Here is a 26639-nt window from a genome sequence, read left to right on the forward strand (position 1 = left end):
CGCGGATCGGTAAGGTCAATCGGACACTTTCGTAATCCCGTGTAACCCGGCTCGAATCTGAGCGACTTCTGAGGAGATAACGTGAAATATTTACCGTTAATCGCTTTGACCGTGGCAATTTCTGCATGCGCCGCTCAACCGCCCGCTGGCGTTCAATCCGTCGGTCAAAGCCAGCAACCGCCGAAGGCCGTCGCTACATGCATTGCGCAAAAGTGGGCCGATAGCTCGCAACAGCAAGTCGTGTCGCAGGACACGCTGGCTAACGACCAGGCTATGGATGTCTATGTGCCGGGCCAGCAACCGCCCAGCGGCGCAGCGGCCGTGGTACGTCCGTCGTACTCCGGTCCGGGTTCCTGGGTCGGTTTCCGCGCGAATGGCGCAGCGGGCAGCGACGCCACCAGCTCGATCAGCGCTTGCCTCTAAGCGACTGACGGCTAAAAGCAGCCGAGTTCCCGAGCAAACCCTTTGACGAGCTTGCACTCGTCAAACGAAAAAGCCCCGCAAAATGCGGGGCTTTTTTGCGCCTGCGCGCTTTACTTGCTTGCGCGCAGGGGGCGGAGCTGCGCCTTAATCGCCGCTCGCCTGGGCATTGCTGCTGTCGAGCGAGCCGTAGAACTTCACCTTCGAACGCGCGCGCAGGGCCTCGACGTACGCCTCTGCTTCGGACTGAGCGTCAACCTGCGCAATCTGCTGCTGCGCGGCAGCCAAACGCTGCGGATCGATCGTGGCACCCGCAACAACCGCGTTCACGCGATAGATCGCATAGCCGTCGTCACCAAGATCCACACCGACGTAGGCAGGTAATTTCTGCGCGTCCGCTTTGTAGATTGCACTCAATGCAGCCGGCGGCACACCTTGCGCGTCGTTGCGCGAAACCTTCAGCGGCGACGAGAAGCCCGTTGTGGCCTTCGACTTGTCGAACTCAGCCAGCTTCGCGATGCCATCCTTGTGAGCGGCATCATTAGACTGAACCGCGATCACTTTCTGACGCACTGCATCTTTGACGGCGTCGAGCGCCGGCACGGCTGCAGCCTTGTAATCGGTCACGCGCGCTGCGATCAGCGTGTTACCGCCGACGTCGATCGCTTGCGTGTTGTTGCGCGCGGTGACTGCATCGTTCGCGAAGACAGCCGCCAGGAACTTGGCATTGTTCAGCGGGCTATCAGGCGGCAGCTTCGGATCCGGCTGCGGTGTCACCGTGGCCGTTTGCAATTGCAGCCTGTACTTGTCGGCGGCGGGCTGCAGGCTCTTTGACTTCTCGTAGACGATCGACGTGAAGCCTTCCGAGTCGTCGCTGAATGCCTTGCTCGCCTGCTGCGTCTTCAGGTCTTTTGCGATCTGATCTTTCACTTCGTCGAACGGCTTGGTGACCGCCGGCTTCACGTCCGTGACCTTGACGATGTGATAGCCGAAGTCGGTCTGCACGATGCCGCTGACTTCGTCTTTCTTGAGACCGAACACGGCGTCGTCGAACGCCTGGCCGCCTGCGATCATGCCGCGGCCGAAGTAACCCAGGTCGCCGCCCTTCGACGCCGAACCCGGATCCTGCGAGTTCTGTTGCGCAATCTGCGCGAACTGGTCCGGATGCGCCTTGATCTGTGCGAGCAACTCTTCGGCCTTCTGCTTCGCCTTGGCCTTATCAGCCGCGCTGGCATCTTTCGGCGCGGAGATCAGGATGTGGCTCGCGCGCACCTGACCGTCCGTGCGGTAATGCGCGATGTTGTCGTCGTAGTACTTTTTCAGGTCGGCGTCGCTCGGCTGCACGGCGGCAGACAACGTTGCCGACGACATCACAAGGTACTGGATCGTTGCCGTGGCCGGTGTGGCGAAGTCGTTGCGATGTGCGTCGTAGTACGCTTGCAGTTGCGCATCCGTCGGTTGCACCTTCGCTGCATAGTCACGCGGATGGAACGCGATACCCTGTACTTCGCGCTGCTGTTCGGCGAGCTCGGTCAAATGTTGTGCGAGGGTCTTCGACGTGAAAGCACTGCCTTGAATGCTCGCAGGCAACTGCTGCGTGGCGAGGCTGTAGCGCACACGTTCGTCGTATTGATCGGGCGTCATGCCCTGCATCGCGAGCAACTGCTTGTAACGGTCGACGTCGATCGAGCCGTCGGGATTCTTCAGCGACGAAATCACCGGATCGTTCAGCAGCACGCGGCGCACGGCGTCGTCAGATGCGGTCAGATGCAGGCGCTGTGTTTCGTCGGCCAGCACGCGCTGCTCGATCAGACCGTCAAGCATTTCGCTGCGGCGCGCCGGCGTATCGAACGACTTCATATCGAACTGCGCGCCGAGCATTTGACGGGCGCGGTCGAGCTGCTGACGCATCGCGTCGTCATATTCTGCGCGAGTAATCTTGTGACCGTTGACGCTGGCGACGTTTGCACTTTCGTCAAAGAAGCCGCGGAAGCCTTGAATACCCACAAAACCCAACCCCGGCACAATGACGAGGATGAGCATGAACATCATCAGGCGTTTGTGATTGCGGAAAAAATCGAGCATGCGTGAACGAGTGCCAAAAACAGAACGCCCGATCTTACAACAGCGGGCAATAAAAAAGGCGAACCGGAGTTCGCCTTTCGAGGATACTGGCGGAGTGGACGGGACTCGAACCCGCGACCCCCGGCGTGACAGGCCGGTATTCTAACCGACTGAACTACCACTCCTTGTACTGCAAATGCGCTGCGCTGAAACACTTAACCGAATCTGAAACTGGTGGTGCTGAGGGGTTCGAAAATTCCCAGCGAAGCCTTATGAGGCAAGGCGCCCACGCAATTCGATCCAGCGGATACAACGAAAAATACAACGATCCGGGATTCTGCCGCAAATGTAGCGGCTTGGCAACGGAAATCTGGCCACGCGAGCTAGCCCGAAGGCACCGCACCTCTTATGCTACCCGCAACCCATCTTGGTGATAGGTCCGGATTCGCCCCCCCCCCCGCAGCGGGCATGCCCCCAACACTATTTATATTGGTCGCTCGGGTATCGAAAATGCGTTTGTGCCCGAGGATGAACGGCATCATCGCATCCAGCAATGACTCGTCACCCTAACTCGTTGTAGCCGCCACGCTGGCCCGCGCCTTATGCAATTTTTTGTAGCTGTCGATCAGGCGGTGGTGCCTATCGAGACCCTCCAGTTTCATACTCGTTGGCGTGAGCCCATAGAAGCGCACGCTGCCGTCCACTGACCCCATTACCGCGTCCATCCGAGCGTTGCCAAACATCCGGCGGAAGTTGACCGCGTAGTCGTCCAGTTCGAGGTCGTCATCGAGCAGCACCTCCAGCACCACATTCAAGGCCTGGTAAAACAATCCTCGCTCGACCGTGTTGTCGTTGTACTGCAGGAAGGCTCCCACCAGCTCTTGCGCCGCCTCAAATTGCTGCAAGGCGAGATGAATCAGCAGCTTCAACTCGAGAACTGTTAGCTGCCCCCAGTCCGTATTCTCGTCAAATTCGATGCCGATCAAAGTGGCAATATCGGAGTGCTCGTCCAGCTCACTGTTATCCAACCGCTCAAGCAGTGCTGCCAAGCCGGCATCGTCCAGGCGATGCAAGTTCAAAATATCGGCGCGGAACAACAGCGCCTTGTTTGTGTTATCCCAAACCAAATCCTCTACCGGGTAAACTTCCGAATAACCGGGCACTAAAATCCGGCAGGCTACGGCACCCAGCTGGTCATACACCGCCGTGTACACCTCTTTGCCCATGTCTTCGAGAATGCCGAACAAGGTTGCGGCTTCCTCAACATTGGAGTTTTCACCCTGGCCAGAAAAATCCCACTCAACAAACTCGAAATTCGCTTTGGCGCTGAAAAAGCGCCACGACACCACACCGCTGGAATCAATGAAGTGCTCAACAAAGTTATTCGGTTCAGTCACCGCGTTACTGACAAAAGTGGGCTGAGGTAAATCGTTCAGGCCTTCAAAACTGCGCCCCTGCAGCAATTCCGTCAGGCTCCGTTCCAGCGCCACCTCGAAGCTCGGGTGCGCGCCGAACGAGGCAAAGACACCGCCTGTCCGCGGGTTCATCAACGTGACGCACATCACTGGGTAGGTCCCACCCAGCGACGCATCCTTTACCAGCACCGGAAAGCCCTGCTCTTCCAACCCCTGAATCCCGGCCAGAATGCCCGGGTATTTCGCCAGCACTTCGTGCGGCACATCAGGCAATGCGATTTCACCTTCCAGAATTTCACGCTTTACCGCCCGTTCGAAAATTTCGGACAGACATTGCACCTGCGCTTCGGCCAGCGTATTACCGGCACTCATGCCATTGCTGACGTACAGGTTTTCGATCAGGTTGGACGGAAAATACACAACTTTGCCGTCCGACTGCCGCACAAATGGCAGCGAACAGATGCCGCGCTGCACATTGCCGGAGTTGGTGTCGTACAGATGCGAGCCACGCAACTCGCCATCGGGGTTGTAAATTTGCAGGCAGTACTCATCCAGAATCTCAGCCGGAAGTGCATCTTTACGGCCAGGTTTGAACCAGCGCTCGTTCGGATAATGGACAAACGCCGCGTTGGCGATGTCTTCGCCCCAAAACGCACCGCCATAGAAATGGTTGCAATTCAGGCGCTCGATAAACTCTCCCAACGCCGACGCCAACGCGCTTTCTTTGGTCGCTCCCTTGCCATTGGTAAAACACATCGGCGAGTGCGCATCGCGGATATGCAGCGACCACACATTGGGAACGATATTGCGCCACGAAGCGATTTCAATCTTCATGCCCAAGCCCGCCAAAATGCCCGACATATTGGCGATGGTTTGCTCCAACGGCAGATCCTTGCCCGCAATATAGGTGCTGGCGTCAGAAGCCGGCTTCAACGTCAGCAAGGACTGAGCATCGGCATCCAGGTTCTCTACCTCTTCAATGACAAACTCGGGTCCTGCTTGCACCACTTTTTTGACCGTACAACGGTCGATGGAACGCAAAATACCCTGGCGGTCTTTGTCGGAGATGTCCGCCGGCAACTCAACCTGAATCTTGAAAATCTGCTGGTACCGGTTTTCCGGATCAACAATATTATTCTGCGACAGGCGGATATTTTCGGTAGGAATATTGCGAGTTACGCAGTACAACTTCACAAAGTAAGCTGCACACAAGGCCGATGAGGCCAGAAAATAATCGAAGGGACCCGGCGCCGAGCCATCGCCCTTATAACGGATAGGCTGGTCGGCCACTACCGTGAAGTCATCGAACTTGGCTTCAAGACGTAGCTTATCGAGAAAGTTGACTTTAATTTCCATGGGGGAATTCCAAAAATGCTGCTCAAAACAAAATACCAGGCGCTGTAAAAAACAGGGCTTTTATAGCCAGTCAACTAGCGAATGATGTTTCCTGGCGGGAATTCTACTCCCACTCGATCGTCAATCTGCGTCCGGGCCCTTGTGGAGACGCCCTCTCCGCCCGGTCGGGCTGCGACGATACCGTCAGCCATGCCGAAAAATCCTTGCTGTACCACTGCATTGAACGCACGACACACGGCGACTACATCGAAGCGAATTTCTGTTGCAAGTGGTGCCCGCACGCACAGCAGCGGATTCGAGTCTGCTTACAGCGCCGGCGCGGAGCAACAGGCCGTGCTTGCTGCCGTTCGCGCACTGTGCCCATTGCCGGAATCCGCCCATGAGATCACTAGCGTCGCGCGAAGTCTCGATGGCCTCGGTGCCGGTGTGACAGTACGCCTCGGCGAGCAGGCGACTGAATCGGACATAAAACTGCTGAGCGCGCAGGGGCAACTGGAACGCTACAAAATCGTGCACTTCGCGACTCACGGCCTGCTTGCAGGAGACCTCCAGCTATTGAGCAGCCGTGACGGCGAGCCGGCACTACGCGAGTACATGACGGGCGAAAATTCGACGATCGTGTGGGACGGTGAAGGCTAAGCGTTCAAATGCCAAGTAGGCGTTTGATCTGCTCCGAGTCTACGCCGCTGCCCGCGAAATCATCGAACGCATGTTCTGCCACGCGAATGATGTGGCGGCGAATGAACTCCGCGCCTTCACGCGCGCCGTCCTGTGGATGCTTCAACGCGCACTCCCATTCCAGTACCGCCCAGCCCGGAAAATCGTATTGCGCCATCTTCGAGAAGATCGCACCGAAATCGATCTGTCCATCGCCAAGAGAGCGGAAGCGTCCGGCGCGTTCAACCCAACCGCTATAGCCGCCGTACACGCCTTGCTTGCCGTTCGGACGAAACTCCGCGTCTTTCACATGGAACGCCTTGATGCGCTCGTGATAGATGTCGATGAACGCGAGGTAGTCGAGTTGCTGCAGGACGAAATGGCTCGGGTCGTAGAGGATGTTCGCGCGCGGGTGCTGTTTCACCGCGTCCAGAAAGCGCTCGAAGGTCACGCCGTCGTGCAGGTCCTCACCCGGATGCAGTTCATAGCACACGTCGACACCGGCTTCGTCGAACGCATCGAGAATCGGCGTCCAGCGGCGCGCGAGTTCGTCGAACGCCGTTTCTATCAGACCTGCCGGACGCTGGGGCCACGGATAGAGATAAGGCCACGCGAGCGCGCCGGAAAACGACACGTGCGCGTTCAAGCGCAAACGCTGCGACGCCTTTGCCGCCAGTTGCATCTGATCAACCGCCCACTGCGTACGCGCAGCCGGATTGCCGCGCACATGCTGCGCCGCAAAGCCGTCGAACAACGTGTCATAGGCCGGATGCACGGCGACGAGTTGCCCTTGCAGATGCGTCGACAGTTCGGTGATCGTCACGCCCGCATCTTCCGCGATTTCACGCAATTCGTCGCAATAGCTCTGACTCGCCGCGGCCTGTTCGAGATCGATCAGGCGCGTATCGCACGGCACCTGGATCCCCTTGAAGCCGAGACTCGCCCCCCAGCCCGCCAGATGCGCGAAATTGTCGAACGGCACCTCGTCGCCCATGAACTGAGCCAGAAAAATCGCCGGCCCTTTGATGGTTTTCATCGTACGGTTCCTCAAACTATGGCGCGCCTGTCATGCCTCTTCAACAAACACACGGCAAGCGCGCTCCGGATGCCCTGGATCAGAACGGCGAGTCAGGAAAATAGAACTGCTGCGCGTTTTCCTTTGTGATCAGCACCGACGGAATGATCGTGGTCGGCGGCAGTTTGTCGCCCTTCAGACGCGCCTCGGCGGTGAGCTTGATCGCGTCGTAGATGAATTTCGGCGAGTACGACACGTCGGCCTTGATCATCGGTGCACCGTCCATCACGTTCTTCACCATGCCTTTCGAACCCGCACCGCCGAAGACGATCTTGATGTCGGTACGCTTGGCCTGCTCGATCGCCTTGAGGACACCCACGGCCATGTCGTCGTCGGCAGCCCAGACCGCGTCGATGTGCTTGAAGCGCGTGAGGTAGTCCTGCATCACCTTGAAGGCGTCGTCGCGATTCCAGTTCGCGTACTTGGCGTCGAGGATCTTCATCCCCGGATAGTTCTTGATCACGCCCGTAAACGCGGTCCAGCGTTCGTTGTCGAGCGTCGTCGGAATGCCTCGCAGTGCGACGATGTCGCCCTTGCCGTCGAGCGCTTTCGCCAGATACTCGGCGGGAATCTTGCCGAACGCGGTGTTGTCACCCGCGACATAAGCATCCTGTGCGCTAGTGTCGGTCAGACCGCGATCCACCACCGTCACATACACGCCCTTCTTCTTCACCTGTGCCACAGGCTGCGTAAGCGAAGCCGATTCGAACGGGAAAATCACCAGCGCGTTGATCTTGTTCACCGTCACCAGATCCTGCAACTGGTTCGCCTGTTCGGGCGCGCCGGCCGCGGTCTTCACGATCACCTTGAGATCAGGATGTGCTTTCTCCAGATCGGCTTTCGCCTTGTTCGCCCACCAGACGATGCCGCCCGTAAAGCCGTGATCGGCCGTCGGAATCGCGACGCCCAGCGTGACCTTCTCATCGGCACGCGCGACGCCTGCCGTGCCCAGTATCCCCAACGCCAGCATGCCGGCGCCGACCGCTCGAATGACCTGCTTCATGGTTGTGTCTCCTGTGTCCCATGCAACATAGTTGCGTTTATGAGGCGTTCATGCGCCCGATTCTCGAACTTGCCGTTGTATCCCTTGAAGCTCAACGCTTGCCACTTACCGCCGTCCGCGCTGCACAAACGCAACGAAGATAATCACGACGCCCTGCACCGCAGCGTTCAGATACACGCTGATGATGCTGGTCAGATTCAGAATGTTGGCGATTACCGAAAGCAGGATTGCGCCGATCACCGTGCCGACCACGCGACCTTCGCCCCCCTTCAGCGCAGTGCCGCCCACCACCACCGATGCAATCGCTTCGAGCTCCCAGAGCAGGCCGGTGGTTGGCGTGGCCGAGCCGAGCCGCGGCACGTACAGCACTGTCGCAACGCCGACGCAGATACCGAGCAATACGTACGTAATGATCTTCACGGTATCGACGCGAATCGCCGCGTAGCGCGCGACCTGTTCGTTCGAGCCAATCGCCTGCACGTGACGGCCGAACGCGGTGCGATTGAGGATCAACGCGCCGCCCGCCGCGACGACCAGGAACACCCAGATCGGTACCGGCACGCCAAACAGACTCGCGTAATAAACCGGCCCGTATAAGTCGGACAACGAGTTATCCAGAGTCAGCGCGCCCCCATCCGCGAGCCACGTCAGCACCGCGCGAAAAATGCCCAACGTACCCAGCGTAACGATGAATGGCTCGATGCGTCCTTTGGTAATCAGCAGGCCGTGGGCGCAGCCGAACAAACCGCCGAGCACCAGCGCGAGCACGATGCCGAGCGTCACAATCAGCAAAGGCGCCAACGTATGACCGCCGACACCGGCAGCGAGTCCGTTCATCAGCCAGATCATGCTGCCCGCGATCAGCGCCGCCATCGACCCGACCGACAGATCGATGCCGCCCGAAATGATCACGAATGTCATGCCGACCGCGATGATGCCGATGAACGACGTGCGGGTAAGCACATTCATCATGTTGTCGAGCGTCGCGAAATCGCGGTTGAGTAGCGTGCCGACAATGCACAGCACGATCAGCCCGACGAGCGGCCCGAGCGCATACAGACGATGCGCGAAGCGCAACGCGCGGCCGGATTGAACGGCTTCAGTGGGTGCCGGTCGCATGTGCGATCAACTCCTCTTCGGTCAGATGCTCGAGCGTGAGCGTGGTTTGCAAGCATCCCGCGCGCATCACGGCGACGCGATGGCACAAGCCGATCAGCTCGATCAGTTCGGATGAAATGACGATTACCGCGCGGCCTTGGGCGGCGAGACGATGGATCAGGAAATAGATGTCGCGTTTCGCGCCGACATCGACGCCGCGAGTCGGCTCGTCGAGCACGATCACGTTCGGGTCGGGCTGCAGGAACTTGGCGAGCGCGAGCTTCTGCTGATTGCCGCCGGAGAGCATGCGGGCGCGGCTCGACAGATCGCCCGTGCGAATGCCGAAGTCGCTCACGGCTTTGATCAACGCCGCGCGGCCCGCTTTCATATCGAGCAAAGGATGCGCGTAGCGTTCGAGCGTCATCAGCGTGACGTTGTCCTGCAGGCTTAGATTCACATGCAGGCCTTTGCCTTTGCGGTCTTCGCTCAGATACGTGAGGCCGTGGCGCATGGCGTCGCGTGGGCTCTTCAGATCGGCGCGGCGGCCGGCGATTTCGATGCGGCCTGCCGTGCGTTTGCGCAGGCCGATGATCGCTTCGAACGCTTCAGTGCGTCCTGCGCCGACGAGGCCGGCAAAACCCAGCACTTCGCCGGCGCGCACCTCGAAGCTTAGGTCTTCGACCCAGTCCGGTACGGCGAGGCCTTCTACTTTCAACGCGATCGGCGCGTCGGCAGGCACAGTGATCTTGTCGGGGAACATATCGGACACGTCGCGCCCGACCATCAGATTCGCCATCTGCTGCCGCGCGAGTCCGGCGGTTTCGCCGCGCGCGACAAAGCGGCCGTCGCGCATCACGATCACTTCGTCGGTGATGCGCTCGACTTCATCCAGCTTGTGCGAGATGTAGACGATGGTCACGCCGTCGGCTTTCAGCTTCGCCATCAGCGTGAAGAGCCGCTCGGTTTCGGAAGGCGTGAGCGTGGCGGTCGGTTCGTCCATGATGAGCAAACGTGCGCGACGGGATAGTGCCTTGGCAATCTCCACCATCTGCTTTTCCGCGACAATCAATTCGCGCACTTTCGTATCCGGCGCTTTCTCGAGGCCGACCTGCGCGAGATACCGCGCGGCCTCTGCCCGCATTGCGGCGTCGTCGACGAACCAGCCGCGCCGCTTTTCATGGCCGAGATACATGTTCTGCGCGATTGTCAGATGCTCGGCAAGATTGAACTCCTGGTGAATCAGCACGATGCCAGCCGCTTCCGCGTCGCGCGAACCGATGAACTGCTGCGCGTGGCCGTCGACCAGCAAGGTGCCCGAGGTCGCCGTTTCGTAGCCGGCGAGGATTTTCATCAGCGTCGACTTGCCCGCGCCGTTCTCGCCGAGCAAACCGTAGATGCGCCCCGGCGCCAGCTCGAAGCTCACCCCGTGCAGCACGCGCACCGGCCCGAAGTCTTTGCGGATATCGTCGAAACGGATAGCGAGGCTCACGGCTTACGCGCTCCCCGATATCGCATGCATGACGTCCATCGCAGTGACGGAAAAACCTGTCGCCTGCTTTCCTGCAATTGCCGTTCTATTCCGGAAGTGGTCACCGTACCCTCGCGACGCAGATTCACTTCATAATCGGCTCTGTCGTTCCGCCGACCCTTGCACAGCGGTTTGACCACTATCCAGGAGAGTTCATGTTTGAACAGTGTGAATGGATCAACGAGCCTCCTGAATGGAAAATAGACGACCATCAGCTTCAGGTGATCACCGGAGGGAATACTGACTTTTGGCGGCAGACGCAATACGGATTTACACGGCGTTGCACGAGGCGTTTCCGGACCCCGGTGCGTTACACGGGCGCGTCGGACTTCACGCGCGCGTTTCGACGGGCTTATGGTTTCGCGCCACAAGGGCTTCGGACGTACAAGGACTGGTTTCCGGGCCCGCAACCTTGATGCACGCCGTCCGATCGGGCGGCCCGGCAAGCCACTGCGTTGCCTGCCCCAGATACGAGCGACACAAGTCTCATAAGGCGTTGTACACGCGGTGAGCAATTGTCCGAGTGCAGGCGGCATGCGGGCGGTAATCTGCCTGAGTGTCGCAACCCGGCGCGCTAAAGTTGCACTAGCGGCGCGTGAGCATCGCCAGCATCCGATGGGCGTTCAAATTGTAGTCGGTCAGCGTGCCGCTAAAGGAGCGCGTGATCGGGAACGTGGCCACCGTAGTCGGGAGCGCATCGGCGACGTCGCTGGGTTCTGCGTCGGCTGCGGAAATAGACCCGGCAGCGCGCTGAAAGCACACGATGCGTGATGGCTGATCACACCTCGTCACCGCGCCGTCTTCAATCAGTGTGTGCAACAGATCGCGCACGATATCAGTCGGCTTTTCGAATGTCTTGGCCAAGCCTCTCGCGGTATAGCGTTGGCCCTCTTTCATCTGATCGAGTAGTGCAGAACGGGTCAATTTCATGGCGGATTCATATTTTCCAGAAAAATGATTGTCCGCCTCTACGGGACCCGTGGAAAACCAATTTGTTCTGCTATGCAAAGTATCGCCCGCGACAAGTTGCGGGATTCTTGCAAGCAGGCGTTTTGACAGCTCACATCACCGAGCCGCCTTTGCGATTCGGTGTTTGAGCCAGCGAAGGGATATCCTGGCGCGCCGTCAACCGTTTTCCACCTTCCAGACTATCTAAAGCATTTTTTATGATTTGCAATTCGCATGCTTCATGCGTAAGAATGCGTTTTCCGAATTCATCGATCTGATCGATCAGACTTGCGTATCCATGGAAATTCGCCAACTGGAAGCGTTTGCTGCAGTGATGTCGGCCGGCAGCGTCACCGCCGCCGGGCGGTTGCTCGGACGGTCGCAACCCGCCGTCACGCGTTCCATTCAGGAACTGGAAGCCGAAATCGGCTATCCGTTGTTCCAGCGCTTTGGGCCGCGGGTCGCGCCCACCCGTGAGGCATCGCAGCTCTATCAGGACGTCGAACGCACCTTGGCTAGCCTGCGCCAGGTCAAGGCGCGCGCCGAACAGATTGCTCGACAGGCGCCGCCGCCCGTTACCCTCGCCGCAACGTCCGCGCTCGCTGTCGGGCTGGTGCCTCGCGCGCTGGCCTTGCTCGATCGGAGTCATCCGCTCGAATCGGTGCATTTGCGCAGCGCAGCACCCGAACAGGTGGTGGATGCCGTGCTGAACGGTACGGTCGATATTGGTGTATCGAGCCTGCCGCTGGAGCATCGCGGCGTGCTCGTGCACTGGATCGGCGAATCCGCGTGCGTTGCCGCCGTGCACGCGGACGACCCGCTCGCGCAAGCGCCGCGCATCGCGTTGAGCGACTTCGCAAACCGGCGCCTCGTCACCATGCAAAACCCCTACCGGCTGCGGCCGCGGCTCGATTCGGCGTTCGCGCAAGCGGGCGTGCGCACGGCCGGCGTGATTGAAACCAACTCATCGCTCAACGCACTCGGTGCAGTACGCGCGGGTCTCGGGCTCGCGGTGCTGGAACCGGTGACGGCGCTTGGATTACCCGTCGAGGGCGTGGTGATCCGTCCGCTCGATATGCGCATCGCATTCCTGTTCGGTGCCATCACACCGGAATTTCGTCCGCCGAGCGCGGCGACCCTTGCTGCAGTGCAGGCGCTTGCACAGGCGGCCGCCGAGGTCTTGCCCGACTTCATTCTGCACGACGCAAGCCAGCACAGCGCGATCCTTCAGGCGCTCTACGACGCGCCCGACGACATTCTCAATCCGACCGAAGAGCACACCACGTGAGCCCCGACACTGCCGCCTCATCGACTCCACCCAGCGGCCTCGCGGCGCTCGAAGCACGGCTCGCCGAAGACCTGTCCCTGCTCGAATTGCCGGCACGGGAATGGGTGATCGGCAAAACCCACGAGGGCGGCGAGGTGCTGGACGTCGCGGTGATCGGCGGCGGCATGGCCGGGCTGGCGGCGGCCGCCGCGCTCAAGCTGCTGGGCGTACGGGCACGCATTTTCGACCGCTCGCCGCAAGGCCTGGAAGGCCCCTGGGCCACGACCGCCCGCATGGAAACGCTGCGCTCGCCGAAGCAACTGACCGGGCCGGCCCTGGGATTGCCTGCGCTGACGTTTCGCGCGTGGTTCGAGGCGCAGTTCGGCGCGCAAGCATGGCAAGCGCTCGACAAAATCGACCGCCTGCAATGGATGGAGTATCTGGTCTGGTATCGCCGCGTGCTCGCGCTGGACGTCCGCAACGACCACGCAATCGAAGCCGTTACGCCGCGCGCCGACGGTCTCGTCGCACTGAGCGTGCGAACGCATGACACGCGCTTCGATGTCTACGCACGACGTGTCGTGCTGGCAACCGGCCGCGATGGATTGGGCGGCCCTGGGTTGCCAGATTTCGTCGAAGGGTTGCCGCGCAGCCGTTGGGCGCATTCGTCCGATACCTACGATTACAGCACCCTCGCCGGCAAGCGCGTGGCGGTGGTCGGCGGGGGCGCGTCGGCAATGGACAGCGCCGCCACGGCGCTCGAAGCCGGGGCCGCGAGCGTCGATTTGCTGGTCAGACGCGCTGACTTTCCGCGAGTCAACAAGGGCAAAGGCGCCGGCAATCCGGGGCTGACGCATGGTCATCAGGCGCTGCCCGACGAGTGGAAATGGAAGATCCGCCATTACATCAACACGGTGCAGGTGCCGCCGCCGCGCGGCAGCACGCTGCGGGTGTCGCGTCATGCGAACGCGCGCTTCAACCTGGGATGCCCGGTGTCGTCGGTCGAGAGCACGGCGAACGGCCTCGCCATCCACACGCCCAAGGGCATCTTTGCGGCCGACTTCCTCGTGGTCTCGACGGGCTTCAAAATCGACTGGACCCTGCGCCCCGAGTTCGCGGCGTTTGCACCGCATATCCGCACCTGGGCCAGCCGCTACCAGCCGCGCGGCGCGGACGATCAAGATACCGAACTGTCCGACTCGCCCGATCTCGGCGCGGCGTTCGAATTCATCGAACAAGTCCCCGGCGCCTGCCCCGGGCTGTCGAACATTCACTGTTTCTGTTATCCGGCGACGCTCTCGCACGGCGCCGTCTCCGGCGACATTCCCGCCGTCAGCACGGGGGCGAAGCGCCTTGCCCGGGGCATCGCCGCCCTACTGTACGAGGAAGACGTGGAGCAGCACTACGCCGCGCTGGAAGCCTACGCGGAGCCCGAGCTCTACGGCGACGAATGGCAGCCCGCCGAAGCCCCGGCCCAGTACACGGTGGACCAATGAGTGGCTGGCTCATTCGCCGTATCGCGCAGGCGGCGTTCGTGGTGCTGCTGATGACGCTGATCGTGTTCGTCGGCCTGCACGCGATCGGCAACCCCATCGATATCCTGATCGGACAAGACGTCGATCAGGTCGACCGGGCACGCATCATCGCGCAACTGGGTCTCGACCAGCCGCTCTGGAAACAGTACCTCGCGTTCCTCGCCGGCGCGGCGCACGGCGATCTCGGCAACAGCTTCGTCTATAACGAACCCGCCATTCGCCTGATCCTGCAACGCCTGCCCGCGACGTTAGAGCTTGCTGTCGCGGCGCTGCTGCTCGCGCTCGTGATCGGCATCCCGCTCGGCTTGTTCGCGGGTCTGCGGCCGAGTCATCCGCTGTCGAAAATACTGATGACCGGCAGCATCGTCGGCTTCTCGCTGCCGACATTCTGGGTCGGTCTGATGCTCATCATGCTGTTCAGCGTGAAGCTCGGCTGGCTGCCTGCCAGCGGCCGCGGCGCAACCGCGAGCCTGTTCGGCGTTCAGTGGTCATGGCTCACGCTGGACGGCCTGCGTCACCTGATCCTGCCTGCGCTGAATCTGGCGCTCTTCAAGATATCGCTCGTACTGCGCCTGACGAGCGCCGGCGTGCGCGAGGTCCTGCCGATGGAACATGTGCGTTTCGCGCGCGCCAAAGGTTTGTCGTCCACGCGCGTCGTGCTCGTCCACATCCTGCGCAACACGCTGATTCCGCTCATCACGGTGATCGGTCTGGAATTCGGTTCGACCATCGCGTTCGCCGTTGTTACCGAAACCGTGTTCGCGTGGCCAGGCGCAGGCAAGCTGATCCTCGACAGCATCAACGCGCTCGACCGTCCGGTGATCCTGTCGTATCTGATCGTGGTTGTGTGCATGTTCGTCTCGCTGAACCTGTTCGTCGATATCCTCTACAAACTCCTCGATCCGCGCGTGCGGCTGGAGGGCACCCGATGAATACGACACCGCTGATGCCGGAAACGCCGGCGCGGATGGCGACGCCGCGCCGGCAGTCGCCGTGGCGCCGGCTGGTCGCGGATTTCGGCCGCTCGCCCGCGGCGCTGGCCGCGTTGAGCGTCGCGGTACTGCTCGTGCTCGCGGCCATTTTTGCGCCGCTCGTCACGCCGCAGAACCCCTATGATCTGCTGCAACTCGACGTACTCGACGCCCGCCTCCCACCCGGCTCGATGAATGGCGCCGGCACACATGCATACTGGCTCGGCACCGACGGCCAGGGCCGCGACCTCTATTCCGCGATGCTCTACGGCCTGCGCCTGAGCCTTTCCGTCGGCCTCGGCTCGGCGTTCATCGCAGGCGTGGTCGGGACCGCGTTCGGCCTGATCGCGGCGTACGCGGGTGGCAAGACCGATAGCCTCATCATGCGGCTCGTGGACCTGCTGCTCGCCTTCCCTTCCATTCTTGTCGCGATGATGCTGCTCGCCTTCCTCGGCAAGAGCGTGACGAACGTCGTGCTCACGCTGGTGCTGATCGAATGGGCGTATTACGCACGGACCGCCCGCGCGCAGGCACTGGTCGAAGCGCGGCGCGAATACGTCGAAGCCGCGCGCAGTCTCGCGATCCCGGACTGGCGCATCGTGTTCGTTCACATCCTGCCGAACTGCCTGCCTCCGCTGATCGTGGTAGGCACGCTGCAGGTCGCGCGTGCGATCACGCTCGAAGCGACGCTGTCGTTTCTCGGACTCGGCGTGCCGATTACCGAACCCTCGCTCGGACTGCTGATTGCCAACGGTTATCAGACCATGCTCTCAGGCGAATACTGGATCAGCGTCTATCCGGGTCTGGCGCTGCTGGCGATGCTCGTATCGATCAACATGGTCGGCGACCGGCTGCGCACCCTGCTCAATCCGAGGTTCGTGAAATGAGCGGTGCGACCTCACCTACTGTCGAAAACACGCTCGAAGTCCGGCACCTGCAGACGCGTTTTTTCACGCGTGAAGGCGTATTGCCCGCTGTCGAAGACGTCTCGCTCACACTCGGGCGGGGCCGCGTGCTGGGTCTCGTCGGCGAATCGGGTTCGGGTAAATCGGTCACCGGTTTTTCGATCATGGGACTCGTCGATGCGCCTGGCCGCGTGGTTGCCGGCGAGATCGTATTCAAGGGGAAAAACCTGGTCGGCCTGCCGGAAGCGGAGATGCGGCGTCTGCGCGGCAGCCGCATCGCCATGGTGTTCCAGGATCCCATGTCCACGCTTAACCCCGTGCAACGCGTCGATGCGCAGATGATTGAAGCCGTGCGCGCGCATCGTCACGTTAGTCGGCGCACCGCGCGCGACGAGGCCTGCGAAGCGCTGGCGGCAATGGGCATCGCCAGCCCTGAGGAACGGCTGCGGGCGTATCCGCATCAGTTGTCGGGCGGCATGCGCCAACGTATTGCGATCGCGATTGCGATGCTGCACAAGCCCGATCTGATCATCGCCGATGAACCGACCACCGCCCTCGATGTCACCATCCAGGCGCAGATTTTGTCGGAAGTGCAGACGCTCGTGCGCACGCAAGGCACCTCGCTGATCTGGATCACGCACGACCTTTCCGTGGTGGCAGGTCTCGCCGACGACATCGCCGTCATGTATGCCGGAAGAGTCGTCGAACAGGGTAGCGTGGACGCCGTGCTGGATCATCCACAGCACCCCTACACCGCCGGGTTGATCGACAGTCTGCCCAGCCTCAATACGCGCGGTAAGCGGCTCACGCAGATTGCCGGCATGACGCCCGATCTGCGCTCGCTGCCGCCGGGCTGCGCCTTCGCTGCGCGCTGCACGCGGGCCACGGCGGTCTGCTCGACGCCACCGGCGCTCGAACCGTCACCGGCCGCGCAAGCTACCCAACGCGGCACGCATCTGGTGCGCTGTTTTCATCCGGGCCGTCAGGCCGGCGTGCGCAAGGAGGCGACCGCATGAGCCATATGGAAGCCCCAGTCGATACGCGCGCCCTTATCGAGCTCCGCGGCGTCAGCCACCGCTTCGGCGAGCGTCGCGAAAACGCTGCGGCACGCTGGCTGCGCGAACGCAATCTGCTCGCGGCGCACGCGGTCACGCACGCCGTCGAGGGTGTCGATCTCAAGATCATGCCGGGTGAAGTGGTCGGACTGGTCGGCGAATCGGGCTGCGGAAAATCCACGCTCGGCCGCATCGTCGCCGGCCTCATCGCGCCGACCGAAGGCGACGTGCTGGTGGGTGACCGGCGGCGCGCGGCCATGTCGGCCGACGAAGCGCGCGCCGCCCGGCTGGCGATCCAGATGATCTTTCAGGATCCGCATTCGAGCCTGAATCCGAGACGGCGTATCCGCGACATCGTCGGCGAAGCACCGCTCGTGCATCGCATGGTCGAACGCGCCGATCTCGACGGGTATGTCGCCGCGCAATTGCAGCGCGCGGGCCTCGATCCGGCGCTTGCCGATCGCTATCCGCACGAGTTCAGCGGTGGCCAGCGGCAGCGCATCGGTATTGCGAGAGCGCTCGCGGTCAATCCGTCGATGCTCGTCTGCGATGAAGCCGTGGCGGCGCTCGATGTCTCGATACAGGCGCAGATCCTGAATCTGTTCATGGACCTGCGCGAGCAGCTCAACCTCACCTACCTGTTCATCAGCCACGATCTGGGTGTGGTCGAACAGGTGTCGGACCGCGTGGTGATCATGTATCTCGGGCGCGTGGTGGAAAGCGCGCCGGTCGAGGAGATATTCCGGCATCCGAATCATCCTTATACGCAGACCCTGTTGGCCGAAATCCCGCGGCTCGACTCGCGCAAGAAGCACTTCACCGCCATGCGCGGTGAGATGCCGAGCCCGCTCGCGCCGCCGTCGGGTTGTCATTTTCATCCTCGCTGTCCACACGCCATGCCTCGCTGCGCGACCGAAGCGCCCACCTTGCGTGGCATTGACATCGAGCACGTCAGCGCGTGCCACCTGAACGACGTCAACCAGGCATAGATCCGCAAAACTTTCAATCAATAGGAATTGCATCGTGAAACGCCCGTTCCTCTCCATGCTGACCGTCACGCTCGCCAGCGCGGCGCTGTTCAGTTCCGGCACTTCGTCGGCGCAGACGCTCAACATCGCGTTCGCCGATCCACTGTCGTCGCTCGATCCGCAACTGAACAACTACGCGGGGGACCGCTCCGTCGATCTGCACTTCTGGGATCTGCTGGTCGAGAATCACGACAACACGCTCGCGCCCGGTCTCGCGACCAGCTGGAAGGCTATCGGTAACGACACGTGGGAATTCAAGCTGCGCCGCGACGTCAAGTGGCAGGACGGCACGCCGTTCACCGCCAACGACGTGATCTATTCGTATCAGCGCGCGCGCAACGTGCCAGGCACAATCGCCACCTTTGCCGGCTATTTGCGCACCATCGCTTCCGTGAGCGCGCCCGATCCGTACACGCTGATCATCAAGACGAACACCCCGACGCCGGATCTGCCGCTCAACCTGACTTCCGTGCACATCGTGAGCAAACACATGGGCGAGAAGTCATCGTCGGAGGACTACAACGCCGGCCGCGCGATGGTCGGCTCGGGGCCCTATAAATTCGTTTCATACACACCGGGCGATCGCGTGGTGATGGCGCGCAACGACGCCTACTGGGGCGCGAAGCCGATCTGGGAGAAAGTGAACTATCGCTACGTGAGCAACGCGGCGGCGCGCACCGCGGATTTGCTGTCGGGCGACGTCGACGTGATCGATAAGGTCTCCGTGTCCGACCTGCCGCGCCTGAAACAGTCACCGCAGGTGTCGGTGTTCGCGTATCCCGGCTTGCGTGTACTGTTGCTTCAGCCGAGTTTCCGCACGGGCCCGAACCCCTATATCACCGACAACGCCGGCAAGCCCTTGCCGAACAATCCGCTTCTTGATGTGCGCGTGCGCCGCGCCTTGTCGCTGGCGATCAACCGCCCCGCCATCACCGACCGCATCCTGCAAGGCGCGGCGACCGTCGCCAATCAGTGGATGCCGGCGAAGACGTTCGGCTATAACCCGGACGTGAAGAACATTCCGAACGATCCGGCCCAGGCGAAGAAGCTGCTGGCCGAAGCAGGCTTTCCGGACGGCTTCCAGCTGACGCTCAGCGTGCCGAACGACCGTTATCCGCAGGCGCCTGAAACAGCCCAGGCGGTCGCGCAATTCTGGACCCGTATCGGCGTGAAGACGAAAGTCGAGGTGATGCCCTGGGCCACCTATGCGAGCCGCGCGAACAAGAACGAGTTTGCGGTCAGCATGATCGCGTGGGGCAACGGCACCGGCGAAGCGAGCTATGCGCTCGTCAACGTGCTCTGCACGGTCGATGCGAAGAAAGGCATCGGCTCGTCGAACTGGGGGCGCTATAGCAACCCGGCCGTCGATCACGCACTCGACGCGGCGACCGCGGAGTTCGACCCCGCAAAGCGTGAGGCGATCCTGCGGCAGTCAGTGAAGGTGGTGAGCGACGACGTGGGTGTGATCCCGCTCTATCACTACGAGAACGTCTGGGCCGCGAAGAAAGGCCTGAAAGTGGTGCCGGCGGTCAGCGACCGGACCACGGCCATGATGGTCACGCGCAACGGCAGCTGAGGCACGCATGATCGACATCACAGCTACACCCGGCGATGCGCTGATCGACGTTGCCCGCCGCATCACGGTCACCGGTGCGCAAGCGGGTGCGTCGTTGACCATTCGTACCCGGACCGTGCGCGGCACGGGTACAGCCTGGAGCAGCCAGGCGGTGTTTCGCGCAGACGGTCACGGCGTCGTCGATCTTGATCGCGACACACCACTCGCAGGCGACTACGAGGGCCTGGCGCCGATGGGGCTCATCTGGTCGCAAGCGCCCACGGAAGCGGGAAAACGCGAAGTGTTTCCGGCCGATGTCTCGACCCCGCTGACGACCCGCATCGAGGTGATCGACGACGCCGGACAGGTGCTGGCCGCGACGGAAATCACCCAGCGCCTGATGGCGCCCGGTGTGCAGCGGCGCGACGTGCGCGTGGACGGTTGCGTCGGCACACTGTTTCTGCCTGCCACGCCGGGACCGCATCCTGTCGTGCTCGTGCTCAACGGATCGGGCGGCGGCATCAACGAACCGCGCGGGGCGCTTTATGCATCGCATGGATATGCCGCCCTCGCGCTCGGCTATTTCAAAACGCCGGGGCTCTCCGATTACATCTCCAACACACCGCTTGAATACTTCCGCCGCGCGCTCGACTGGATCGCACGCGAGTTGCAGCCGGCGCACGGTTTCATTGCGGTGAGCGGGCAATCGCGCGGCGGCGAACTGGCGCTGCTGCTCGGCGCGACCTATCCGGACCGGATCAAGGCGGTGATCGGCTACGTGCCTGGCGCGGTCGTTCACAGCGCCCAAAATGCTGCCGATCCCGCGACGGGCCGCGAAGGCCCGGCCTGGCTGCTCGATGGAAACCCGCTGCCGCATCTGTGGGAGAACAACCGCACGGCGAGCTGGCAGCCCTTCGACGAGGGGCCGCCGCCGCATCGCCATGAACGCGCGATTCGAACCGCGTTGCTCGATCAGGATGCGGTGGAACGGGCGCGGATCCACGTCGAAAACATAGCCGGTCCGGTGCTGCTGCTCTCCGCCACCGACGACGGTTCGTGGCCCTCCTCCGACTATTCGCGCATGGTGGTCGAACGTCTCGAGCGGTACAAGCATACTTATCCGGTCCGTCACCTCGACTTCGACCGCGCCGGCCACGCAATCGTTTTTCCTTACGTGCCGACCACCCAGCTCGTCTATGCCCACCCCGTTTCGGGACGCATCAGCACGGGCGGCGGCGAACCCGCAGCGAACGCACGCGCGGACGAAGCATCGTGGCGCGAAGTGCTGGCCTTTCTCGACGCCGCACGCCACTCCCGCGCAACGAACTACGCGAACGACTCTTTGCGACAGGAGCAACCATGACAGATACCTACGATCTCAGCACCGATGTCGTCGACCGGATTGCGGATCTCGCAGCCGGCTCAACGACATACGCCACACGGCACAAACGCGCCAAGGTTGCCGCGGCGACGCAGCGCAGCTACGACGTTTTGTTCGATCCTTCGCTGCCGGACTTGTCGCTGACCGACCGCCTGTGCGTCGCACTGTACGCTTGCGCGTTGTCGAAGGCGCCCGCGCTGGCTGCGCACTACGCTCAGCGGCTCGCTTCGATCAGCCTCGACGGTACGGTGATCGACGCGATCACGCAAGGCTCGCTCGACGAGATCGAACTCCGGCAGCCTCGCCTGCGCGCCATGCTGAACTTCACGCGCACGCTGATCGAAGCACCTATCGAGGGTGATAAAGCCGCGCTCGAACGCCTTAGCAATGCCGGCATCGCTACGCCGGCCGTGGTCGCGCTCGCACAATTGATCGCGTTTCTTTCGTACCAGATTCGCCTGACGGCCGGTTTGCACGCGCTGCAGGCTCTGAATGAAACGGAGGCCGCATGAGCCGCCTGATCGAAGCCCAGGGTTTCACGAATCGCGTGCTGGAATGGGACGCATGGCTGGATATCGTGTCACTCGACGATGCCTCCGCCGAGCAGATTGCGGTGCTTGAAGAGAGTCATCCGAAAGCCAAGGAATCGGACTACTACCTGTTCCTCGTGCATCAGCCGGAGATTCTGCGGCAGCGTTCGGCTGCGTTCAACGCGATCATGTACGCACCGGGCGGCTTGCCGCGCGCGGAACGGGAACTGGCATCGACGGTCGTCTCGCGAGTCAACGGCTGCGTGTATTGTGCGTCCGTGCATGCTCAGCGCTTCGAGCAACTCGCGAAACGCGACGACGTGATCGAGCAGGTTTTCAACGATCCGGCTACGGCGGGATCGTCGCCACGCGAAAAAGCGATCGTGCTGACATCGATCGATCTGACGCTGACCCCGGGCCGGGTCGACCCGGCGCAACTACGGGTGCTGCGCGAAGTCGGCCTTAACGACGACGAGATCCTCGACCTGATACATTCCATCGCCATCTTCGCCTGGGCCAATCGCCTGATGCTCAATCTCGGCGAACCCGTTGGATGAGAAAGGAAGTGCGTGTAACCCATCCAGTGCTTGAACGCGCCAAAGACGTGTTCAACGGTCCGTCTGCGTAATCGGATCATCATCCGGCCGCCACCGTGTTCCGCCCGGCACAGACGTCGACGACGGCCGATAAGGGATTTACGCAGTTTGGGCGGGCCGTATGCGAACTCAATTCAAGTCGCTGTCCCAACCTTGCACGGATTACGGCGGCAGCCGCGAGCCCCGGCGGCGGCTACTGATCGAAGCAAACGCGTTAGCCAGGTTCGAGTCGTAGCGATTCACGGCATAGGTTGGTCCGTTGTAACCGTTTGCGAAGGCGGCCCAATGATGGGTCCGAATCTGGGAAAACAGGTGGGTTGCCTTGCAGTATCCGAGGAACGCTCGCAAGTGCTGGGCCTCGGAGACGAACATGTCTGCGACGAAGGCTCCAACAGTTGGCCATCCAACCATCCGGGAGTTCGACCCCAAGACCTGGAACATCCCCCAGGAAGTCGATTGCCATGCCTCCGATATTCGCCGTCCGCCTTTACTGTCGCGCAGAATCATCGCCCCAAACACAAGGCTCCACTCATTCGGCTGTCCCCCGTGATGATACCGCTCACCCGACGCCAAGTCTGGCTGTGACAGATGAGGGTGAGTTTTCCGGTACGCTTTGCCCGTGTGTCGGTCGAACAGATGGAGTTCGTATCTGATGACAGGTCTGCTGTCAGCTGCGAAGCCTGACCGTCCGCCCGACTCCACCTGCGCCACCGCCATGATCGCGGCCACTTCTACGTTGTTCTGCTTGGCCGCCAGTACAAAGTCGTGCTCGCCCAACCGTGCCGGGGCGGCACTGGTAGCGGGCAAGGTCCCGGTTAGATCATGTTCAAACGTGAGCGGCTTTGGTTTCCCGATGAAGCTCTTCGCGTCGTTGGTCTGGCCCGTCGTCCCAAGATCACCCGGTGCCGTCTGGGGTATTTTGCGGGTGGTGACGACATCATGCGCATACTCAATCCGAGGCATGTCTACCTGCCCTGTGAAGGCCTGCCGCTGCGCCCACATGTCAGCGAGGTCGAGCGGATCCAGCGCGGCCTGTGCGCGAAGCATCTCGTCCATGTTGAGCCCATTCAGATTGAGATAGGCGTCACGCCAGCTTTGCGTAAGAACCGCCCGAATGAAGTTTTCGCAGGTGGGACTCATGTGCAACCTCGTCTACTGTGAGCATCCGCTTATGTTCAATCCGCTTTCTTTGTCGCAAGGAAGAACATTCGCCAGCGCCGCCAGGCGGGAGGTGGGTGCGCCGCGACAAACGAGCGTCGTAGTTGAACCGTCATCGGCTGTTGTGACTTGTACACCGGCTTCGCGTTTTGAAGGTTTTGACTCAGAGTCGACATGATCAAAGATCGAATACCGGTATTTGTCGATCGTGAAGCTGATTTCTGAAAGGTCCACGAGCGCTCGAAAGTAGTGAGCGTAGAAAAACGCGCGTCGCGTGTCCTCGCGTGCCTTGGGATATTCCAGATCGATATGACCGGGCCTGCCGAACCTGTACTGCAGGTATCCCTCGTTGCGGCTGAGTCCTTTCGTGCCACAAAGAGAAACAACCTTTTCGCCGTTCTTGACCGCGCAATTGAAGTACACAGTTTCGTCCGCCGAGCAAAGCGACGTCCGTGCAATGGCGCGACTGTTGTCCGGCAACTGTACCCTTCGAACGGAGAAGCCAGAGCGCGCGTCCGCAGTCCACTGCACCGGCGTAAAAAAATCCCCGACGACGGAATTGCGGTGGGTATTTTGCAGCGATTCGTCACTATCCGGTCGCTCGGCGATAGCAGCCGTGTAAGTAAATGAAAAAACAACAGCGAGCAGGCCGGCAGTCATCCTCTTCAATGCGATCTCCTGAGCTTCTATCGTATGGCGGGGACCCAGCCATAAAAACGACACCGATGATCGAGATCTAGCGATTGGATTTTTCACACGCTTGTGCAACCACCCCCGTAGCACGAGAATTCGCTTGCGGGATGTCCGATTCCTCCGACTCGTGATCGTGTCGTGCGGTGGCGACCACGAGAGCATGGGGTTGATCCTCGCTCGAAAGACGGTCTCGCGGACGCGCCCGTACCTATATAAGACGAACGGTGACGCGTGATTTTCAACACGCGCTGTTGGCGCAGCAAGCTGACCGGAGGAAAGGCGGCGGAATCGCCGCGCCCACACCGAGCTTGCCCAAAATCCGCACGCTTACTGATCAATTCCGCGTCATCCGCGCTTTTGTGCCATCAACAACTAAACGTGACAGAGCCGTGAATAGTAGTAGCATGACGCATGGCAGTCTTATCCCCGACGGAGGCATCCGGAATGGCACGTGAGATCACCGGCGCTGTTCATGGTGGACATGCAGCGCCCTTCACCCACGCAATCCCCTTCGATCTCAACGCTGCGCCGGTCCATGCCCGCGGCCGGACGGACGCCATGGCGGAGATCATCGTGCATGCGGCGTTTCTGAAGCGGGCGGATATTGTGCCTTTTGACACGAAACCGCTGTCGTCAGCGGGGGCGCGTTTTCAGGACTTTCGTGGCGGTCCGCGCCACTACGTGATGGCGCATCGCGCGCCTCTGACTCTGCGCGTGGGAGGACACAATCTAGCGGACTTCGCATGGCGCCAGGCACGCCTGAGGGAAATGCTGATCGCGCCGCAAGCCCATCAACTGGACGAGCGGCAGCTTTTAAGTTACACCGCGCCATCGCCGCGATTGCTGCACTTGGTGCAGCAAAGATTGCCGCAGTGTGTTCGGGTCAGTGCAATGTTTCCGGAACAGCAGAGCAGTCCTGATATACGACACACCGACTTCCTAAAACGTGCAGACGCACCGGATCAACCCTCCGACGCTCCAGTTAACACTGGTGTCACCAGCCGATCGACCGGTTACTCCGCTCGGCTGCTTCGGCCCATCAAACTATTGACGGTGCCTGCCTCAGGTGTTGGGCCGACGCTTAGCCGCGATGAAGTGCGATCAGATCGGCTGGGTCTTCGAGACCGATCGACAGACGCAGATGACCATACTCCCGGAACACGTCCGGATAGCACTCCGATCCGCCCCGTCCCGCCTTGCCGACGTGCACGATCAGAGACTCGTCGTGGTCAAGCGATACCGCCGAGGTAATGAGACGCAGGTTAGCCACGAAGCGATTTTCCAACTTAGCAAGCTGAATCGCAAACGCAGCGTTCGTCGAACCTCAGTTCTCCCGTGCATCGCTGGCGCTATGCGCCATCACTTCGAAGAGCGCACGTTTTGTCGGGCTATCGAGCCGCGTGTAAGCAAGACCGATACCGGTACGGTGACCAGGAAGATCGAGCGGACGCGCCACGACCTTGGGCGGCAAAGCCAGCGCCGCCTCGGCTGGAATAACGCCGATGCCGAGTCCCGCCGCCACCAGCGCCAGCATGGTCGGGAATTCACCCAGTTCCTGAGCGATGTCGAGCACCGCGCCCTGCTGTGTCAGCGCGACGAGCATCTCGTCATAGAAGCCGGGCGCGTATCGCCGCGAGAGCACGAAAGCGGGCGAGCCACTCAGATCGGTCGGATGAATCAGGGGCTTTGCGGCTAGCGCGTGATCTTCAGGCACCGCCACCACAAACGATTCTTCGAGCACGACGCGCGTTTCGAGTCCCGAGCCGCTCACGGGCATGCGTATCAAGCCAAAGTCGAGCTTGTTGTCATGCAGGGCCGCGATCTGGTCCGGCGTCGGCAGGTCCTTCAACTCCAGCGTGATGAGCGGATAGCGCGCGTGCATGCTGCGGATCAGATCGGGCAGCAGCTTCGGCAGGACCGACGACACGAACGCAATGCGCAGCACGCCGATCTCCCCGCGCGCGGAAAGCCTCGCGGTCTGCTCCGCTCGCATCGCCTGATGAAGCGTGGCGCGCGCTTCGGGCAGAAAGAGCCGCCCGGTGTCGCTCAACGCGACTTTATGCCGGTCACGCTCGAAGAGCCGCACCTCCAACTCCTCTTCCAGTGCCTTGATCTGCATGCTCAGCGCAGGCTGCACGATACATAGGCGCTGCGCCGCGCGGCCGAAATGCAGCTCTTCAGCAAGTGCCACGAATGCGCGCAGGTGCTTCAATTCCATGGTGTCTCTCCGCAGGCGGTCGCTTGTCATCACGAATCATGATAACAACGTCACGAAAGACTATTGGCACGTTTGCGGCACTTGCGTTGAACTTGTGGGCATTCGAGGCAACCGGGGTGCATCATCGGATGCGCGGCGCAGTCTGAGAGAAGCCGTCCACCACGGCAATACACCAAAAAACAC

24 protein-coding genes and 1 tRNA gene are annotated in these 26639 nt (G+C 61.3%); 13 read left to right on the plus strand and 12 right to left on the minus strand.

Going from position 1 to position 26639, the window contains the following annotated elements:
- Positions 1-81: 81 nt before the first annotated feature.
- Positions 82-423, plus strand: a complete 342-nt coding sequence (locus HHL24_RS28465) for a hypothetical protein (RefSeq protein ID WP_169488685.1) — start codon at positions 82-84, stop codon at positions 421-423.
- A gap of 144 nt (positions 424-567) precedes the next feature.
- Here HHL24_RS28465 and HHL24_RS28470 read toward each other — a convergent pair whose 3' ends face one another.
- The 3 genes from HHL24_RS28470 to HHL24_RS28480 all read right to left on the minus strand — a co-directional run bounded on the left by HHL24_RS28470 (position 568) and on the right by HHL24_RS28480 (position 5255).
- Positions 568-2505, minus strand: coding sequence for a SurA N-terminal domain-containing protein (locus tag HHL24_RS28470; protein WP_169488686.1), 1938 nt, complete (start codon positions 2503-2505; stop codon positions 568-570).
- 87 nt (positions 2506-2592) lie between these two features.
- A tRNA-Asp gene (locus tag HHL24_RS28475) sits at positions 2593-2669 on the minus strand.
- Positions 2670-3050: 381 nt separating this feature from the next.
- A complete protein-coding gene (locus HHL24_RS28480; protein ID WP_169488687.1) occupies positions 3051-5255 on the minus strand; it encodes an OsmC domain/YcaO domain-containing protein in 2205 nt (734 codons plus the stop codon).
- Between the two features lie 189 nt (positions 5256-5444).
- Between HHL24_RS28480 and HHL24_RS28485 the strand changes: the two genes are divergently transcribed.
- Complete coding sequence (locus tag HHL24_RS28485; protein WP_230417605.1) at positions 5445-5894, plus strand: CHAT domain-containing protein; 450 nt, start codon at positions 5445-5447, stop codon at positions 5892-5894.
- A 4-nt stretch (positions 5895-5898) separates the two neighbouring features.
- On the opposite strand, the gene HHL24_RS28490 is transcribed toward HHL24_RS28485, so the two are convergent.
- From HHL24_RS28490 to HHL24_RS28505, 4 genes are all read right to left on the minus strand, one after another.
- Entirely contained in the window at positions 5899-6948 is a 1050-nt protein-coding gene (locus HHL24_RS28490; protein WP_169488689.1) for a sugar phosphate isomerase/epimerase family protein, read from the minus strand.
- Between the two features lie 79 nt (positions 6949-7027).
- Entirely contained in the window at positions 7028-7990 is a 963-nt protein-coding gene (locus HHL24_RS28495; protein WP_169488690.1) for a substrate-binding domain-containing protein, read from the minus strand.
- A gap of 105 nt (positions 7991-8095) precedes the next feature.
- Entirely contained in the window at positions 8096-9109 is a 1014-nt protein-coding gene (locus tag HHL24_RS28500) for an ABC transporter permease (RefSeq protein ID WP_169488691.1), read from the minus strand.
- A complete protein-coding gene (locus HHL24_RS28505) occupies positions 9090-10577 on the minus strand; it encodes a sugar ABC transporter ATP-binding protein (protein ID WP_169488692.1) in 1488 nt (495 codons plus the stop codon). Before HHL24_RS28505 ends, HHL24_RS28500 begins: the two co-directional genes overlap by 20 nt.
- 194 nt (positions 10578-10771) lie before the next feature.
- Between HHL24_RS28505 and HHL24_RS28510 the strand changes: the two genes are divergently transcribed.
- Positions 10772-11032 carry a DUF1349 domain-containing protein gene (locus tag HHL24_RS28510; protein ID WP_169488693.1) on the plus strand — a complete coding sequence of 87 codons (261 nt, stop codon included), beginning with the start codon at positions 10772-10774 and terminating at the stop codon, positions 11030-11032.
- 169 nt (positions 11033-11201) lie between these two features.
- On the opposite strand, the gene HHL24_RS28515 is transcribed toward HHL24_RS28510, so the two are convergent.
- Positions 11202-11546 carry a hypothetical protein gene (locus HHL24_RS28515; RefSeq protein ID WP_169488694.1) on the minus strand — a complete coding sequence of 115 codons (345 nt, stop codon included), beginning with the start codon at positions 11544-11546 and terminating at the stop codon, positions 11202-11204.
- A gap of 316 nt (positions 11547-11862) precedes the next feature.
- Here HHL24_RS28515 and HHL24_RS28520 point away from each other — a divergent pair, with 316 nt between their 5' ends.
- Genes HHL24_RS28520 through HHL24_RS28560 form a run of 10 tightly spaced genes read left to right on the plus strand, consistent with a single transcriptional unit; the run spans position 11863 to position 22348 of the window.
- Positions 11863-12852: a LysR family transcriptional regulator gene (locus HHL24_RS28520; protein WP_169488761.1), complete on the plus strand. Its 990-nt coding sequence runs from the start codon at positions 11863-11865 to the stop codon at positions 12850-12852.
- A complete protein-coding gene (locus tag HHL24_RS28525; RefSeq protein WP_169488695.1) occupies positions 12849-14327 on the plus strand; it encodes an NAD(P)-binding domain-containing protein in 1479 nt (492 codons plus the stop codon). Before HHL24_RS28520 ends, HHL24_RS28525 begins: the two co-directional genes overlap by 4 nt.
- The gene (locus HHL24_RS28530) at positions 14324-15298 is read left to right on the plus strand and encodes an ABC transporter permease (protein WP_169488696.1); all 975 of its coding nucleotides are present in this window, start codon (positions 14324-14326) and stop codon (positions 15296-15298) included. The genes HHL24_RS28525 and HHL24_RS28530 overlap by 4 nt, the downstream gene beginning before the upstream one ends.
- A complete protein-coding gene (locus HHL24_RS28535; RefSeq protein ID WP_169488697.1) occupies positions 15295-16224 on the plus strand; it encodes an ABC transporter permease in 930 nt (309 codons plus the stop codon). The genes HHL24_RS28530 and HHL24_RS28535 overlap by 4 nt, the downstream gene beginning before the upstream one ends.
- Entirely contained in the window at positions 16221-17258 is a 1038-nt protein-coding gene (locus HHL24_RS28540) for an ABC transporter ATP-binding protein (RefSeq protein ID WP_169488698.1), read from the plus strand. Before HHL24_RS28535 ends, HHL24_RS28540 begins: the two co-directional genes overlap by 4 nt.
- Positions 17259-17263: 5 nt before the next feature.
- The gene (locus HHL24_RS28545; RefSeq protein ID WP_169488762.1) at positions 17264-18286 is read left to right on the plus strand and encodes an ABC transporter ATP-binding protein; all 1023 of its coding nucleotides are present in this window, start codon (positions 17264-17266) and stop codon (positions 18284-18286) included.
- Positions 18287-18341: 55 nt separating this feature from the next.
- A complete protein-coding gene (locus tag HHL24_RS28550) occupies positions 18342-19901 on the plus strand; it encodes an ABC transporter substrate-binding protein (protein WP_206003064.1) in 1560 nt (519 codons plus the stop codon).
- A gap of 7 nt (positions 19902-19908) precedes the next feature.
- Positions 19909-21243 carry an acyl-CoA thioesterase/BAAT N-terminal domain-containing protein gene (locus HHL24_RS28555; protein WP_230417607.1) on the plus strand — a complete coding sequence of 445 codons (1335 nt, stop codon included), beginning with the start codon at positions 19909-19911 and terminating at the stop codon, positions 21241-21243.
- Positions 21240-21773, plus strand: a complete 534-nt coding sequence (locus HHL24_RS44165; RefSeq protein WP_230417608.1) for a CMD domain-containing protein — start codon at positions 21240-21242, stop codon at positions 21771-21773. The genes HHL24_RS28555 and HHL24_RS44165 overlap by 4 nt, the downstream gene beginning before the upstream one ends.
- Positions 21770-22348, plus strand: a complete 579-nt coding sequence (locus HHL24_RS28560) for a peroxidase-related enzyme (protein WP_169488700.1) — start codon at positions 21770-21772, stop codon at positions 22346-22348. The genes HHL24_RS44165 and HHL24_RS28560 overlap by 4 nt, the downstream gene beginning before the upstream one ends.
- A 201-nt stretch (positions 22349-22549) precedes the next feature.
- On the opposite strand, the gene HHL24_RS28565 is transcribed toward HHL24_RS28560, so the two are convergent.
- The 4 genes from HHL24_RS28565 to HHL24_RS28580 all read right to left on the minus strand — a co-directional run bounded on the left by HHL24_RS28565 (position 22550) and on the right by HHL24_RS28580 (position 26456).
- Positions 22550-23527, minus strand: coding sequence for an N-acetylmuramidase family protein (locus HHL24_RS28565; RefSeq protein ID WP_169488701.1), 978 nt, complete (start codon positions 23525-23527; stop codon positions 22550-22552).
- A 12-nt stretch (positions 23528-23539) separates the two neighbouring features.
- Positions 23540-24214 (minus strand): hypothetical protein, encoded by a 675-nt coding sequence (locus tag HHL24_RS28570; protein WP_169488702.1) that lies wholly within the window; start codon positions 24212-24214, stop codon positions 23540-23542.
- A 1105-nt stretch (positions 24215-25319) separates the two neighbouring features.
- On the minus strand, positions 25320-25508 hold the full coding sequence (locus HHL24_RS28575) for a hypothetical protein (RefSeq protein ID WP_206003057.1): 189 nt from the start codon (positions 25506-25508) through the stop codon (positions 25320-25322).
- Positions 25509-25562: 54 nt separating this feature from the next.
- Positions 25563-26456 (minus strand): LysR family transcriptional regulator, encoded by an 894-nt coding sequence (locus HHL24_RS28580; RefSeq protein WP_169488703.1) that lies wholly within the window; start codon positions 26454-26456, stop codon positions 25563-25565.
- Between the last annotated feature and the right edge of the window lie 183 nt (positions 26457-26639).

Source organism: Paraburkholderia polaris, from assembly GCF_012927345.1.
Classification (GTDB): domain Bacteria; phylum Pseudomonadota; class Gammaproteobacteria; order Burkholderiales; family Burkholderiaceae; genus Paraburkholderia; species Paraburkholderia polaris.

Coding starts and splice junctions, on each gene's coding strand:
- HHL24_RS28470 (WP_169488686.1), bottom strand. CDS start 2,505: ATGCTCGATTTTTTCCGCAATCACAAACGCCTGATGATGTTCATGCTC.
- HHL24_RS28480 (WP_169488687.1), bottom strand. CDS start 5,255: ATGGAAATTAAAGTCAACTTTCTCGATAAGCTACGTCTTGAAGCCAAG.
- HHL24_RS28485 (WP_230417605.1), top strand. CDS start 5,445: ATGCCGAAAAATCCTTGCTGTACCACTGCATTGAACGCACGACACACG.
- HHL24_RS28490 (WP_169488689.1), bottom strand. CDS start 6,948: ATGAAAACCATCAAAGGGCCGGCGATTTTTCTGGCTCAGTTCATGGGC.
- HHL24_RS28495 (WP_169488690.1), bottom strand. CDS start 7,990: ATGAAGCAGGTCATTCGAGCGGTCGGCGCCGGCATGCTGGCGTTGGGG.
- HHL24_RS28500 (WP_169488691.1), bottom strand. CDS start 9,109: ATGCGACCGGCACCCACTGAAGCCGTTCAATCCGGCCGCGCGTTGCGC.
- HHL24_RS28510 (WP_169488693.1), top strand. CDS start 10,772: ATGTTTGAACAGTGTGAATGGATCAACGAGCCTCCTGAATGGAAAATA.
- HHL24_RS28515 (WP_169488694.1), bottom strand. CDS start 11,546: ATGAAATTGACCCGTTCTGCACTACTCGATCAGATGAAAGAGGGCCAA.
- HHL24_RS28520 (WP_169488761.1), top strand. CDS start 11,863: ATGGAAATTCGCCAACTGGAAGCGTTTGCTGCAGTGATGTCGGCCGGC.
- HHL24_RS28530 (WP_169488696.1), top strand. CDS start 14,324: ATGAGTGGCTGGCTCATTCGCCGTATCGCGCAGGCGGCGTTCGTGGTG.
- HHL24_RS28535 (WP_169488697.1), top strand. CDS start 15,295: ATGAATACGACACCGCTGATGCCGGAAACGCCGGCGCGGATGGCGACG.
- HHL24_RS28540 (WP_169488698.1), top strand. CDS start 16,221: ATGAGCGGTGCGACCTCACCTACTGTCGAAAACACGCTCGAAGTCCGG.
- HHL24_RS28545 (WP_169488762.1), top strand. CDS start 17,264: ATGGAAGCCCCAGTCGATACGCGCGCCCTTATCGAGCTCCGCGGCGTC.
- HHL24_RS28550 (WP_206003064.1), top strand. CDS start 18,342: ATGCTGACCGTCACGCTCGCCAGCGCGGCGCTGTTCAGTTCCGGCACT.
- HHL24_RS28555 (WP_230417607.1), top strand. CDS start 19,909: ATGATCGACATCACAGCTACACCCGGCGATGCGCTGATCGACGTTGCC.
- HHL24_RS44165 (WP_230417608.1), top strand. CDS start 21,240: ATGACAGATACCTACGATCTCAGCACCGATGTCGTCGACCGGATTGCG.
- HHL24_RS28560 (WP_169488700.1), top strand. CDS start 21,770: ATGAGCCGCCTGATCGAAGCCCAGGGTTTCACGAATCGCGTGCTGGAA.
- HHL24_RS28565 (WP_169488701.1), bottom strand. CDS start 23,527: ATGAGTCCCACCTGCGAAAACTTCATTCGGGCGGTTCTTACGCAAAGC.
- HHL24_RS28580 (WP_169488703.1), bottom strand. CDS start 26,456: ATGGAATTGAAGCACCTGCGCGCATTCGTGGCACTTGCTGAAGAGCTG.